The 14,628-nt window shown below is 53.2% G+C and carries 11 protein-coding genes; 8 read left to right on the forward strand and 3 right to left on the reverse strand.

Features of this window, described 5'->3' with window-relative positions; all coding sequences use genetic code 11:
* Window position 1 precedes the first annotated feature (1 nt).
* On the forward strand, window positions 2-1,936 hold the full coding sequence (locus H7846_RS10600; protein WP_186691976.1) for a capsule assembly Wzi family protein: 1,935 nt from the start codon (window positions 2-4) through the stop codon (window positions 1,934-1,936).
* Here the strand turns inward: H7846_RS10600 and H7846_RS10605 are convergent, their stop codons facing one another.
* The gene (locus tag H7846_RS10605) at window positions 1,937-2,890 is read right to left on the reverse strand and encodes a UDP-glucuronic acid decarboxylase family protein (RefSeq protein WP_186691977.1); all 954 of its coding nucleotides are present in this window, start codon (window positions 2,888-2,890) and stop codon (window positions 1,937-1,939) included. It abuts the gene before it with no gap.
* Between the two features lie 138 nt (window positions 2,891-3,028).
* A complete protein-coding gene (locus tag H7846_RS10610) occupies window positions 3,029-4,441 on the reverse strand; it encodes a UDP-glucose dehydrogenase family protein (protein ID WP_186691978.1) in 1,413 nt (470 codons plus the stop codon).
* A 150-nt stretch (window positions 4,442-4,591) separates the two neighbouring features.
* Between H7846_RS10610 and H7846_RS10615 the strand changes: the two genes are divergently transcribed.
* The 5 genes from H7846_RS10615 to H7846_RS10635 are packed head-to-tail and all read left to right on the forward strand — an operon-like array spanning window position 4,592 to window position 10,883.
* Entirely contained in the window at window positions 4,592-6,817 is a 2,226-nt protein-coding gene (locus H7846_RS10615) for a GumC family protein (RefSeq protein WP_255460551.1), read from the forward strand.
* Window positions 6,814-7,809, forward strand: a complete 996-nt coding sequence (locus tag H7846_RS10620) for a polysaccharide biosynthesis/export family protein (protein WP_186691980.1) — start codon at window positions 6,814-6,816, stop codon at window positions 7,807-7,809. Before H7846_RS10615 ends, H7846_RS10620 begins: the two co-directional genes overlap by 4 nt.
* 44 nt (window positions 7,810-7,853) lie before the next feature.
* Window positions 7,854-9,080, forward strand: a complete 1,227-nt coding sequence (locus tag H7846_RS10625; protein ID WP_186691981.1) for a glycosyltransferase family 4 protein — start codon at window positions 7,854-7,856, stop codon at window positions 9,078-9,080.
* A 17-nt stretch (window positions 9,081-9,097) separates the two neighbouring features.
* Window positions 9,098-10,288, forward strand: coding sequence for a glycosyltransferase (locus H7846_RS10630; protein ID WP_186691982.1), 1,191 nt, complete (start codon window positions 9,098-9,100; stop codon window positions 10,286-10,288).
* Between the two features lie 7 nt (window positions 10,289-10,295).
* The gene (locus H7846_RS10635; RefSeq protein ID WP_186691984.1) at window positions 10,296-10,883 is read left to right on the forward strand and encodes an LbetaH domain-containing protein; all 588 of its coding nucleotides are present in this window, start codon (window positions 10,296-10,298) and stop codon (window positions 10,881-10,883) included.
* A 67-nt stretch (window positions 10,884-10,950) separates the two neighbouring features.
* On the opposite strand, the gene H7846_RS10640 is transcribed toward H7846_RS10635, so the two are convergent.
* Window positions 10,951-11,322, reverse strand: a complete 372-nt coding sequence (locus tag H7846_RS10640; RefSeq protein ID WP_370561240.1) for a response regulator — start codon at window positions 11,320-11,322, stop codon at window positions 10,951-10,953.
* A 172-nt stretch (window positions 11,323-11,494) separates the two neighbouring features.
* Between H7846_RS10640 and H7846_RS10645 the strand changes: the two genes are divergently transcribed.
* Together H7846_RS10645 and H7846_RS10650 are read left to right on the forward strand one after the other, a co-directional pair.
* On the forward strand, window positions 11,495-12,841 hold the full coding sequence (locus tag H7846_RS10645; protein ID WP_186691987.1) for an ABC transporter ATP-binding protein: 1,347 nt from the start codon (window positions 11,495-11,497) through the stop codon (window positions 12,839-12,841).
* Window positions 12,838-14,628: an ABC transporter permease gene (locus tag H7846_RS10650; RefSeq protein ID WP_186691989.1), complete on the forward strand. Its 1,791-nt coding sequence runs from the start codon at window positions 12,838-12,840 to the stop codon at window positions 14,626-14,628. Before H7846_RS10645 ends, H7846_RS10650 begins: the two co-directional genes overlap by 4 nt.

Raw genomic sequence — 14,628 nt, forward strand, 5'->3', positions numbered from 1 at the left:
AATGCAGATCCGAACCTTTTTCCCTGTTTTGATTTTGTCCACGGCTTTTTTATCTGTTGGACGGGCACAGACTCCCGTATCGAATTCTCCTGAGGCGATTCCTTCCGCGCCAGACCCTGCTTCGCAGCAGATCCCGGCTCTTCCACCGTACAATCCTGATCCGCAGAAACAACCGGCACAGCAAGGAGCGCCCGCTGCTCCTACGAGTATTCCGTCGGCACCGATTCCACAGCCAGCTCCCGCCCCACAGCCTCCACCGGATGCTCCTGAACGGGCATATCCGTCCTACAACGCTACAGGAGCCTTATCCAAACCTAAGACGGATGCGCTGGGCTCGGCCTACGTTTCGATGGATAGCTGGGTTTATCCGGCGGTGCTGCGTCTGTACTCGATGGGGTTCCTGGATGCTCCATTTCTCTCGGTACGGCCATGGACGCGCCGAAGTGTGCTTCATATGATTCAGAAGGCCGAACCGGACATTATGGCCAGCAATAACGATGAGGCCGAGGAGATTCTGGCGAAACTGCTACGAGAGTTCGAGGATGAGGTCCCTTCCGGAAACGTTAACCGTGGAGTTGTCTATGGACTGCATTCTACCTATACAAGGTTTATGGGCATCGGCGGACCGGTGCTGCGTGACAGCTATCATCTTGGCCAGACGTTTTACAACGACTATGGGCGACCCTACGGGACGGGCTTCAATAACATCACCGGATTTTCCACGCTGAATGAGGCGGGACGTTTTTCTCTATACGTCCGGGGAGAGTACCAGCATTCTCCCTCAGGCGGTGGCTATTCTTATGACCTGGCGTCACAACTGGCGAAGATTGATCGGACCATTCCCTATGCTCCTCCGCTTCGGCCACAGGACACGATCCCGGAAGGACCGCTGAAGGCGCAGAACCAGTTTCGACTGGTGGAGGCATATGCTTCGTTCCACCTGCTGGGGCATGAAATCTCCGGAGGAAAGAGCGATGCGTGGCTTGGGCCAGGCATGGGGGGAGCTCTTGCATGGACGAACAACGCGGAGAACATCTACTCCTTCCGGATAAATCGGGTGGAGCCCATGTATATCCCTGGAGTTTCAAAAGTCCTGGGACCGGTACGGTATGACTTTTTCTATGGAAGCCTGAAAGGACATACAAGTCCAAACAACCCTTATGCCCACTCAGAAATTTTTGCGTTTCAACCGACCAAAAACTTCGAGTTCAGCTTTCAACGGACCATCATCTTTGGCGGGAAAGGGCACGCTCCCGTTACACTGCATACCTTTTTGAAAGGCTTCTTCGATCTCAATGACACGACATACGAAGAGAAGTTTTCGAGGAACGATCCGGGGGCGAGATACAGTTCGTTTAGCTTTGCCTACCGGCTGCCTTTTGTCCGCAAGTATGCCACGTTTTATACCGATGCCATCTCGCATGACGATGTAACGCCCATCAGCGCACCACGGAGGGCGTCTTATCGAACAGGACTTTATATCTCCCAGTTCCCGGGCCGGTTGAAGAAGATGGATTTCAGAGTAGAAGCGGCGAATACCGACCCTGACGTAGGTCCCAGCCATGGCGGAGAGTTCAATTACTGGGAAGTTATTCAGCTTCAGGGGTACACGAATAAAGGCTACATTATGGGCGACTGGATGGGGCGTGAGGCCAAAGGCGGGCAGGCCTGGCTAACTTATCACCTCTCCGGGGATGAGTGGATTCAAATGGCATATATGCGGAAAAAGATCCCTGGCGATTTCATCCCCCTCGGCACAACGCAAAACCAGTTCAAGGTCAGCTTTGTGAAGCGGTTCGGTCCTGACGTTGAATTGAATTCATGGGTGCAGTACGAAGGATGGAAGGCGCCGATCTACAAGATTGGCTATCAGCAAAATACGACCGCGGCCTTTCAGTTGACCTGGTACCCGAAGTTGCAAAGACTGCCGCGATAGTCAGACGGAGACATGGGACACGATACTGGACCGAAAGTACTCCAAGGATCGTGACAGGCCTTCTCTCAATGACACTTTGGGCTCCCACCCGAGTAACGTCCGCGCACGTGTAATGTCTGGGCGGCGACGTGCCGGATCATCGGGAGGCAGAGGTTTATGCACAATCTCCGAACGTGAGCCTGTGACTGCCAGAATCTCTTTTGCGCATTCGAGGATTGTGTATTCGTCCGGATTTCCGATGTTCACCGGCAGATGTTCGCTGGAACGGGAGAGGCGGAGAATGCCATCGATCAAGTCAGAGACAAAACAGAAACTGCGTGTCTGTGAACCGTCTCCGTAGATGGTCAGGGATTCACCGCGGAGAGCCTGAATCATGAAATTAGAGACAACTCGACCATCGTTGGCCTGCAAGCGAGGGCCATAGGTATTGAAGATGCGGACGAGATGAGTATTAACGCCATAGTAGCGATGGAATGCCATTACCGCTGCTTCGGAGAAGCGTTTAGCCTCGTCATAGACCGAGCGTGGACCGATAGGATTGACATTTCCCCAATAGGTTTCGACCTGAGGATGAACCTCGGGATCACCATAACACTCGGAGGTTGAAGCATGGAGATAGCCGGCGTTGTATTTCCGCGCGATCTCAAGAGTATTGAAGGTCCCGGCCGATCCTACGCGCAAAGTTTCTACACCGAGCCGCGTGTAATCCACGGGGCTGGCAGGAGAGGCAAAGTTGAAGACATAGTCTATCCGGCCGGGATCAAATGAGTGGGTTATATCGTGGCTGAGAAAACGAAACTTCGACTCAGATGAGAGATGTTCAAGGTTTACTGAACTTCCGGTAGAAAAATTGTCGACACCGATAACAGTGTGACCTTCAGCCAGGAGAGCGTCGCAAAGGTGGGAGCCCAAAAAACCAGCTGCTCCGGTGACTAGAATGATCTGGTTGGCCACGTTTCTGTCCTATTAACTACATGCAATTTCAATTCTCTATTTCCTGGGAAAAATACAACAGCTATTCTTTAATATCATCTTAATAAAGGTACCTACCATCCCCTTCTCGATGACCGCACTTATCGGGAAGAAGAATCATTAACCTATAACCGATGATGTAAGGTTTCGAACCGGATGGGCGATCGGCCGTCCCACGCTGACATAAGTAAAACCGTGCTCGCTCATTGTGGCAGGGTCGTAGAGATTTCGGCCATCGACAATGATGGAGTAACGAAGTGCCTTATTGGCCCGTTTTAAGTCCAGTTCGGCAAATTCAATCCAATCGGTAAGGATCAATAGTGCGTCCGCATCGCTCATAGCGTCATAAGAATCTGCCGCGTAGCGCATGTTTTTTCCTGCCGGAAGAATTTGCTGCGTACGTTCCATGGCGGCAGGGTCAAAGGCTGCGATACTGCAACCCTCGTTGATTAGCAAGCGTACGATCTCCACCGCAGGAGATTCTCGAATATCATCCGTATCCCCTTTGAATGCCAGACCGAGTACAGCAAGACGCTTGCCGCGCAGATTCCATAGGGCAGAACGGACCTTTGCGATAAAGAGTCTCTTCTGCTGCTGATTAATCTTCTCGACTTCCGTAAGGAGACTGAAGTCGATGCCAAGTTGCTCGGCAACAGAGCGGAAGGCCGCAACGTCTTTCGGAAAGCAAGAGCCGCCATAGCCAATACCAGGACGCAGAAACTTGGGCCCAATACGAGTATCGAGTCCGATTCCGCGGGCCACCTGCTCCACATTGGCGTTGGTCGCCTCGCAAAGGTTCGACACAGCGTTAATGAAAGAGATCTTCATAGCGAGAAACGCATTGGAAGCGTGCTTGATAATCTCGGCGCTCTTGGTGGAGGTCATCAACAAGGGAGGAGGCTCCGCCACGCTGCAAGAACCGGAAATACAATTCTCACGCTGGTAATACTCTCCACTTGTGAGAGGAGAATAGATTTCCTTCAAAAGAAGACCAGCGCGATCGCTATCTGAACCCACCACAATCCGGTCAGGATGGAGGAAGTCAACGACGGCCGTCCCTTCACGAAGGAACTCAGGATTGGATACAACATCGAACAGGTTCCGATCGACCCCGTTACGCTCCAAAGCCCGGCTGATCCATTCATTGGTATAAACCGGGACAGTGCTTTTTTCGACGATGACTTTATAACTAGTCAGGGAACGGGCGATTTCGCACGCGACCGCTTCCACGTAAGAAAGATCGGCATCTCCAGTTTCGCTTTGCGGGGTACCGACGGCGATAAAAATGGCATCGCACTCTCGCGTAGCCTCAGCAAGATCGGTGATAAAACGGACCTGGTTATTCCGATAGCGCCCCAGCAACTCGGGCAGATGGTACTCGTGGATCGGAGTTTCTCCTCCTTGCAAGGCGGTGACTTTGCGCTCGTCGTTATCAACGCAAACGACAGCGTGGCCCATCTCAGCAAAGCACACAGCTGCCACTAGACCTACATATCCAGAACCCACCACGGCGATGGAAATCGATTTACTCATAAGATCGGGAAGCAACCTCCAACTCTAGAATATCGTCCTCGTGCTCTTCAAGGAACAGAAAGGGTTACATCAATTTCTCTTTAATGCGTCATCTTCTCTTGTAGACTAAACGGAATGGGTCCCCAAAGCGCGCAGACACCCCCCAATACTATGGGCGTATCTGATACTCCCCCCGCATTCAGCACCGCGGTGACCGACACGACACTCTCCGAAGCGCTCATTACGTTGCGCAAACGGAAGAGGATCCTCTTGGTCTTCGTTTTGCTTGGTTTGGCATATGGTATCTACCGTGCCGAGATGCAACCTCGTATCTTTGAAGCATTTGGCCGTATCCAGGTGCGTTCTGGCTCATCGAACGAATACCGGATGAGCAATGTGCCGGGAATGAACACCGACTCCAGTCAGCGGATGTTGACCGAGGTCGCTATCCTCCAGAGCGATTCATTGATGTTGACCGTCGCCCGAGAGATGGATCTAGCCAACAATCCAGACTTTCTGGACGACAAAGCTCCGCAACCACGAGCATCGATTGACGATCCCGCCGTGCGGCAGCAGACGATCCACACACTGAAGGCAGGCCTGCACATCGCCCAAGTGCAGAAGACCGACATTATTCGCATCAGCTATCAGTCGCTAAGCGCAAAACTGGCCACCGATATTGTCAATAAAGTTATCGCCGCCTACATCCAGCGCAGCTACGAGACGAGGTTTTCATCCAGCCAGCGGATTTCCAACTGGCTCTCAGGGCAGCTGGATGATCTCAAGCAGCAGGTGCAGGCTTCCCAGGAAAGAATGCTTGATGTGCAAAAACGTCTGGGAATCCTTGGGATGGATCCGACGCGCAGCCAGATCAATGCTTCCCTGGAACAGCTCTCCACGGCAGCCAATGAAGCGCGCATTGCACGCATCATGGCAGAATCGCGCTACCGCATGCTCAGCGGAATGGATCCCAATTCCATTGAAGGATCCATCGAGATCACTCCAGGCGCGAGCGGACAACTTTCTGCACTCTCTACGCTGCGAACTCAATTGGCAACAGCTCGCGCGTCGTATGCCCAAATGGAGTCCGACCTGGGACTCAATCATCCGCAAGCCAAGGCACAGAAAGCCCAGATTGAAGAGCTGACCAAAGAGATCAATACAGAACAGCAGCGGCTGGTTCTGCAGGCGAAACAGGTCTATCTGGCTGCTCGCACTAACGAAGACGAGACCAGAGCAACACTGGATTCCGAGAAAAACGACGCCTATAAGCTCCGCGATGACATGGTCGAGTACACAATTCGTCAGCGCGAGTTTGAATCGAATCGAAACCTATACGAAGGCCTTCTTCAACGACTTCGAACGGCAGGCGTAGAAGCCGGCCTTGAATCCCTGGAGATTGACGTTGTCGATCCGGCGATGTTGCCAGCGACACCAACATTGAAACCAAAGTCGACGGTTATCCTGACTTACCTGTTCTTCGGCTTTCTCGCCGGAGTGATCCTTGCATTCCTGCTGGAAAGCCTGGATACGGGATTGCGCACAGTTGCAGAGATCGAAAACATCATCGAACTCCCCTCCCTTGCAGTGATTCCGCGCTTCAGTCGTCGCTCTGCGACGGAGATTCCAGGTCAGTCCTTCGCAGCGCGGAATATTATTTCCCTTTCTCAACCGAAATCGCAGTCTGCGGAAGCATTTCGTTCTTTACGAACTGCACTTCTTTTGTCTTCAGCAGGACATCCTCCGAAGTACATCCTGCTGACCAGCGCGACTCCTTCTGAAGGTAAAACGACTGCATCGAGTAACCTGGCAACGATCCTTGCTCAAGGAGATTCGCGCGTTCTGCTGATCGATGCCGACCTTCGCAGGCCGACAGTGCACCATCAGTTTGGCTTGAACTCGAAGGTAGGATTGTCAACGGTCCTGACTGGAACAACAACACTCGAAAAGGCCGTACAAGCGATTCCTGAGATCCCGAATCTTGACGTACTCGTCAGCGGTCCGATGCCTCCGTTCCCAACGGAGATGCTCAGCTCTGAGACGATGAATCGGTTGCTAGAGCACGCTGGAGATCTCTATACGCATATCGTGATCGATTCCCCGCCCGTCCTATCGGTCACAGACGCAGTCATCCTGGCACGCCGTGCCGATGCTGTCGTGATGGTGATCCGGCACGGAAAATCCAGCAAGCATGTCGTACGTCGCGCAAGGGACCTTCTGCTCCGCTCGGGCGCGCCGCTCACAGGAATTCTATTGAATGCCGTCGATGTGAATTCTCCGGATTATTACGGATATTACGGCTATTCGGGATACTCGAATGCCGGCGCGGATGCGGAGACCTGGCAATCGAAGGCCGATACCCGTTCTGCACAAGACTCCGGGGAGGGAAATCGATGATCCAGTATCTTACCGTGAAGAATCTTTTACGCACTGGCGCCGTTTTCTGCTTTCTACTGGGGTTGGCTGGAACAAAGGGGTATGCCCAGTTCAGTGGCCCAGCTCTCACAGTGTCAGCAAACGTGAACCGTCCTCTGGTTCCCACAACGGACCCTGCAATTCTCTTCCCTGCGAATCGCGAGATGCGCCTTTTCCCTGGCGATCAGATTGCCGTTCATCTGTTTGGATCGACAGATTACACCCCCGTCGTACGAGTCAGTATGGATGGTTCGGTTCAGCTTCCGCTGATCGGTAAGGCTCAGGTAAAAGACCTTACCATCTCTGAAGCGGAGAAACTAATCGCTGACGAGCTCATTGCAGCAGGGATGTATCGAAATCCGCAGGTCAACCTCCAGGTGATGGATGCACCGAACCAGGTGGCAACGGTGACTGGCGAAGGTCACGCCGTGGTTCCTGTTGTGGGGCAGCGACACCTTTTTGATGTGCTGGCAGCTGCCGGTGGACTTCCTCCGCTTGCGAGCCATACCCTCATTATTCATCGTCTGGGCCTTGAACAACCAATTGTCCTGGATCTTGGAAACGATCCAATGAAGAGTGATTTGATCGATATTCCGATCTTCCCAGGCGATACCGTCGTCCTTTCACGGGCTGGCGCTGTTTACATGCTGGGGGCCTTCAAGAAAGTAGGAGCCATTCCATTGCAAGACAACGCACCATTGACCCTGATTAAGGCAGCCAGCGTTGCGGAGGGGCCGGGATGGGAAGGCAAATGGAAAGATCTGCGTCTGATTCGCACGGTGGGTGGAGACCGCAAGGTGATTCAGCTTAATCTGAATCGCATTCTCGATGGAAAAGATCCGGATCCCGTACTTCAGAGCGAAGACATTGTCCTGTTACCCTCGAACGCGATCAAGAGCGCCATCAAGTCTGGCGGCCTTGGCACCGTCGTTGGTTTAGCTTCCATTCTCGCAGTATCTCTTCGCAGCAATTGAACCAAACTCCATTCGCTGTCGAGTAAGAAATCGTGAGTCATGAAATGAGAAAAGGAAAGGTGCGGCTGGCCTATCTGGTCAGCCACCCCATTCAGTATCAAGCTCCCCTGCTCCGGCACATTGCGCGTGAACCGGATATCGATCTGACTGTCTTCTTCGGGTCTGATTTTTCCGTGAAGGAGTATAAAGATGAAGGCTTTGGGGGAGTGGGTGTTAGGTGGGACATCCCTCTACTTGAGGGATATCGTCATGAATTTCTTCCCGTCATTCGAGACCATGCCAAAGTGACTCCATTTTTGCCATTGAACCACGGCATCGCTCGCCGTCTGAAAGGATATGCGGGGCAGCCGGGCTTCGATGCCTTATGGGTCCATGGATATGCTAGCCTCAACTCTTTGCATGCGATGATTGCCGCAAAAGCATTAGGGATCCCAGTTCTTGTGCGGTCAGATTCATGGCTGGGAGACCGGGAACGCAGCGGCGTAACTCTTGCAGCGAAACAACTTTTCTTTCGCGTCCTTAAACAGATGGTCGATGGCGTTTTATCTGCGGGTACGCTCAACTCTGAATATTGGCGACACTATTTCGGCGAAGATTTTCCTATCTTCTTCATGCCCTATGCCGTCGATAACGAATACTTCCGTCGACGCACTCTCGAGGCCAGCCAGCATCGGGAATCGCTGCGAAAAGAACTGAATCTTTCTCCGGATCGTCCAGTCATTCTTTTTGCCTCTAAACTGCAGAACCGGAAGAAGGCCGACGACCTTCTCAACGCATATCAGCTTCTCTCCCCGGCTTCCGGTGTTGAACCTCATCCCTATCTCGTGATCGTAGGAGATGGCGAACAGCGGGAACAGCTCGAGCGCATGGCAAAGGAGACCGGGTTCGATAGCATTCGATTTTGCGGCTTCCGCAACCAATCGGAACTTCCAGGGTTCTTCGATCTGGCAACTGTTTTTGTGCTTCCTTCTCGCCACGAACCGTGGGGACTGATTGTTAATGAGGTGATGAATGCAGCCAGGGCTGTCGTTGTATCGGATGAGGTTGGCTGCCAGCGCGATCTAATCACCGATGGCGTCGAAGGCGCGGTCTTTCGTGCCGGAGATGTTAACGGATTGGCGGATGCGCTCCGCAGAACGCTAGCAACCCCAGAGACCGCGATTGAGATGGGGAGACGAGCACAGGAGCGCATTGACTTTTGGAACTTTGACGAAGACATTCGCAGTTTACGAAGAGCGTTGGCTGCACTAACAAAAAAGATCGCGGAATAATCAACGGGGGCTTTAGGATGCAGATCCTACATCTTATTGGAACGCTCAGTCCGGAAGCGGGCGGCCCAAGCCAGGCAGTGCGAACCTTTTTGAGCTATAAGGACATCGGCTATTTTGGCGAAGCTGTCACATTGGATAACCCTGCGGAACCATTCCTGAAAAACATCGATTTTCCAGTCCACGCCGTAGGTTCTGGAAATTCAGGATATGGTTACAGCTATTCGTCAAAGCTTGTCCCCTGGTTGAGAGAAAATCATTCGCGGTTCGATGGTGTGGTAGTCGATGGACTTTGGAATTATTGCGGCTTTGCAACCTGGAGAGCGCTGGCCGGAACCGATACGCCGTATATGGTCTTTCCCCATGGGATGCTTGATCCCTATTTCAAACATATATCTTTGCTGAAGCATCTAAAAAAGTGGCTTTATTGGGCTCCGGTGGAATATCGGGTTCTGCGGGATGCTTATCGCGTCCTGTTTACCTCAACAGCAGAACGGGACCTTGCAGAACAAAGCTTTTCGCTCCATCGATGGACCCCTCATATTGTTCCTTACGGAACGAGCGGAGTTCCTGATCGGAATCCCGCGAATCTCGCTGAAACATTCTTTGAGCGTTGTCCCGATGTCAGAAATCACAGATTCCTTCTCTATCTCAGCCGGATTCATCGCAAAAAAGGATGCGATCTACTGATCCGCGCTTTTGGAAAAGCGGCACATATGGATGCGGGACTCCACCTGGTTATGGCGGGACCGGATCTGCAAGGGTGGGGCGAAGAGCTCCGGCAGATAGCGCGCGACCTTGGAGTGGATCATCGCATCCACTGGCCAGGTATGCTAGCAGGCGATGCTAAATGGGGAGCCTTTTATACGTCTGAGGCTTTTATTCTTCCTTCCCACCAGGAGAACTTTGGGATCGCTGTTGCAGAAGCAATGAGTTGCCGAAAGCCTGTCCTGTTATCCGATAAGGTTAATATTGCTGAGGTGATTGCCAACGATCAGGCAGGATTTATGGAATCCGATACTGAAGAAGGGACGCTGCGGCTGCTCGAGCGATGGATTGCAACACCTTCGGAAGAGCGTCTTGCGATGGGGGAGAGAGCAGTTCAGTGTTTCCGGCAGCGCTATGATATGCGCGAGAGCGCAAGGATGATTCTTCAACTCTTCGAAGCATCGAAAGGACCCAAGGGAAAGACTGTACTCTCCCACTCTTGAGATCTCTATGCCACGACCGGTCCATTACAACGCGGCAGATCATATCTCTTCAGAGACAGCAGCCGATCCCTATCTGCGTCCTGCCTTTTCCCTGTCGCTGCGCATCCGTCGCTTGGTGTGGAATCTCTGCTGGGTGTTTTTTTACCGCACATCTCCTCGGCCGTTTCACAGATGGCGCTCATCTCTGTTGCGCCTATTTGGGGCGAAAATGGGGCCGAATTGCCATTTTTACCCCAAATCCAAAGTATGGGCTCCGTGGAATCTGATCTGTGCAGATCAGGTGACCGCGGCGGATGGAGCGGAGATTTACAATCCAGCTCCCATATCTTTTGGATCTCATGCCATCCTTTCTCAGGACGCGTATGTCTGTGGGGCAACCCATGACTATGACGATCCAGCTTTTCCTTTGCTTGCCTTTGCCATGAATTTCGGGGCCTACAGCTGGGTCTGCGCTCGCGCCTCTGTTGCGCCCGGGGTGCATGTAGAAGAAGGAGCTGTCCTGGGGCTTGGGTCAGTGGCAACCCGAAATCTGGAGGCATGGACGGTTTATGCCGGGATTCCAGCCGTAAAACTGAAGGAACGGAAACATATTTGAAGCGAGGCGACACCAAAGTTCCGCCCCAAGCCTAAGAACATCAAAAGATCATTAAAAAGTGCGCCGATCAGCTCCTTAGCTTGGCGAGCAGATCGGTTGGATGAACGGGTTTGGCCAGAATCTCGAACTCGTGCCCTTGAGCGCGAGCTTTCTCCAGCAAGTCAGCCGTCGCTGCCTGTCCTGAAAACAAGAGAATTTTGCAGGACGGGAGGCGTTGACGGGTGATAATCGCGGCCTCGATTCCGGTCATTCCTGTCATGATGACATCGCTAATGAGCATGTCTGGCTGAAAACTGTCGAGCATCTCGACCGCTTTTTCGCCGCTAAATACAGCGCGCGCCTCAAACCCCGCCTGATTTAAAATAATGGCCAGGGTATTTGCAATGACCTGCTCGTCATCGGCGACGAGAACTCTCCGTTTTGATGTCGTATTCGGCATCTCTGACATTCGTAATCTTCCCCATTGAAGTGGTTAAACTTTAGGCTGGAGCGATCTATCTTTGTCGCTTTCCTTATGTTCACTGCTAACTAATGATACGCTGAGCGCAGAGCCTTGCGGTATCGCTCAATCTTGGTTTCCATCAATTATCTTCGTCCTAGTCCATTAGCTTATGCAGCAAGTAATCATACGTGCCGAGCAGGTCGAAAAATACTACGCGCAACCGAGCGAGAACCGGATTCAGGTTATCTCGCCCACCGATCTTTCCATCAGCGAAGGCGAGATCGTCGCATTGCTGGGCCCGTCTGGCTCGGGCAAATCGACCCTGCTGCGTATGCTCACCGGCTTATCAACTCCTTCTGCCGGCCAGGTGTACTGGCACGAGAAGCCAGTCGCTCAGGCGAATGTTAATGTCGCCATTGTCTTCCAAAGTTTTGCGTTGTTTCCGTGGCTGACCGTTGCAGAAAACGTCGAAGCTCCACTGAAAGCGCAGGGAATGGAACCTGCTGAGCGGCGAAAACGAGCACTGAAGATACTGGATACCGTCGGTCTGGACGGGTTCCAGGCGGCATACCCCAAAGAGCTCTCCGGGGGAATGCGCCAGCGAGTAGGCTTTGCGCGTGCGCTGGTCGTCGAGCCCGAGGTGCTCTTTATGGATGAGCCCTTCTCGGCGCTTGACGTTTTGACTGCGGAAAATCTTCGCAGTGAACTGCTGGAGCTTTGGCAGAACAAAACGATTCCTACACGAGCCATCTTCATCGTTACGCACAATATTGAAGAAGCGGTGCTCCTCGCGGATCGGATTATTGTTCTTGGCCGAAACCCTGGACATGTGAGGACAGATTTTAAGGTTGCCCTGGCCCACCCCAGAGAGCGAAAAGCCGCGGCCTTTACGCAGCTGGTGGATTACATCTACAAAGTGCTCACACAGCCGGAAGCGCAGCCCCCAGCCCTACCCCTGACTCCGACGGGCAAACCGGTGCGGGACCAGCGCCAGATGCATTACCAGATGCTGCCCCATGCCCGTCCGGGAGGTATCGCCGGTCTTCTGGAGATTCTGCTCGACCACAACGGCAAAGACGACATCTATCGACTGGCAGACGATCTGGCCTTTGAGATCGACGACCTGCTTCCGATTGTGGACGCGGCGCAACTTCTTGGCTTCCTTACTGTGACAGAGGGGGATGCTGTCATCACTCCTACGGGAGCCGAGTACGCCAACTCAGAGATTCTTCGTCAGAAAGAACTGTTCCGTAATGCCGCGGTTGAGAACGTGTTGTTGTTGCGCCAGATTGTGCGAGCGATTGAGGCGAAGAGCGACAAGAGCGTTCCAGAGGAGTTCTTTCACGACATGCTCGATGAGCAGTTCAGCGAAGACGAAACTCTTCTACAGCTCGAGACGGCGATTAACTGGGGGCGCTATGCCGAGCTGTTCGATTTCGATGCGTCTCGGCGCCGATTTATTCAGGCTGAGAAGCAAGAGGCTGATTCGGCCACGGTAGCGGAGACCGACGCATGATCCAGCTTCCGGACAGATTCAACCAGGTTCGGAACAGCGAAATGCTGGCCAGGTCGCAGGTACTGCGACGCAGCTGGCCCTTTGTCATTGATCTCTGCGTTGCAGGAATCGGGTTGGCCTGTTTCTATGGGCTCGTGCAGCTTGCACGGTACTGGTTCGGCCATCCGATGCCGAGCATTACCATCTCACTAAGCCCTCATGCACTGCCTCTCTACGCTTTTTACTCCATTGTCCGCATCTGGCTCGCCTATGCGCTCAGCCTCGCGTTTGCCATCGCGTATGGCTATATTGCCGCCTACAACCCTCGCGTAGAAGCATTCATGATTGCTGGATTGGATATCCTCCAATCGATTCCAGTGTTGAGTTTTCTACCGGGTGTCATGCTGGCGATGGTCGCCCTCTTTCCCACGCGCCAAATCGGTGTCGAGATGGGAGCAATTATTCTCATCTTTACCGGTCAGGTATGGAACATGGCCTTCAGCTTTTATTCTTCGCTGAAGAGCATCCCTCGAGAACTGCGCGAAGCGGCAAGCATATACCGTTTTTCTCACTGGCAACGGCTAGTCGAGCTTGAGCTTCCTTACGCTGCGATTGGCCTGGTGTGGAATTCGATGGTTTCGGTGGCGGGCGGCTGGTTCTTTTTGATGGCCTGCGAAATGTTTGTGCTGGGAACACGCGATTTTCGTCTGCCTGGGCTTGGATCGTATCTCCAGACCGCAGCCAGCACGGGAAATGCGTCGGCGATCAGTTGGGGGCTGTTTACGATGGTCGCCATTATCGTTGCGACCGATCAATTGGTCTGGCGACCGATCATCGCATGGAGCGATAAGTTCAAGTTCGAACAGGTCGAAACCAAATCTCGTATCCGATCCCCCTTGCTCCACCTGCTGCAACATTCGCGCGCTCTGCACACCCTACGAAGCCATACGATTCAACCCCTCTCCGAGGCCATCTATCAAAAAATTGCGGAGAAACGCCACCGCGCAGAGGCTTCAGGGGATCCCCATAGCGCTGCAACCCAGAAGAACCGTGAGCGCTGGAATGCGTTGATCCGTACGGTCATTATCGTTCTTGCGGTATGTGGGGTGGTTTATGCAGCATTTCAAGCCCTGGCACTCCTCAAGGACGTACAGCGATCGGAGTTTGTGCAGATCCTGGAAGGAGCGTTGGCGACCTTTCTCCGGGTCAACGTTGCACTATTGCTAGCCTCTGTCTGGACGATCCCTGCCGGTGTCTCGATCGGTTTCCATCCCCGTCTTGCGCGCATTGCACAGCCTCTGGCCCAGATTGCTGCCTCCGTTCCTGCAACTGCACTCTTCCCTGTCGTGCTGATGGCGCTCGTCAGAATTGGAGGCGGCCTCGGCGTGGGTTCCATTATCCTGATGATGCTGGGAACCCAGTGGTACATTCTGTTCAATGTGATTGCCGGCGCAATGGCGATCCCCACCGACCTGCGCGAGGTGGCGACGCTTTTCCGCTTCTCTTCGGCGCAGCGATGGCGCACACTGATCCTGCCGGGAATCTTTCCTTATCTCATTACAGGCTTGGTCACGGCATCTGGCGGGGCATGGAACGCCAGTATCATTGCTGAATACTTTCACCTGAAAAATCAGACGCTACAGACTCTTGGATTGGGTGCTGTGATCAGCGCCGCTACGGACTCCGGAAAGTTTCATCTTTTGCTGCTCGCAACCATCGTGATGGCAGGTATGGTGGTAACGATCAATCGTCTGGTATGGCGGCCGCTATATCGCCTGGCAGAGACACGCTACAAGCTCGGTGCCTGA

Source organism: Edaphobacter sp. 4G125, from assembly GCF_014274685.1.
In the GTDB taxonomy this organism is placed as follows: Bacteria; Acidobacteriota; Terriglobia; order Terriglobales; family Acidobacteriaceae; genus Edaphobacter.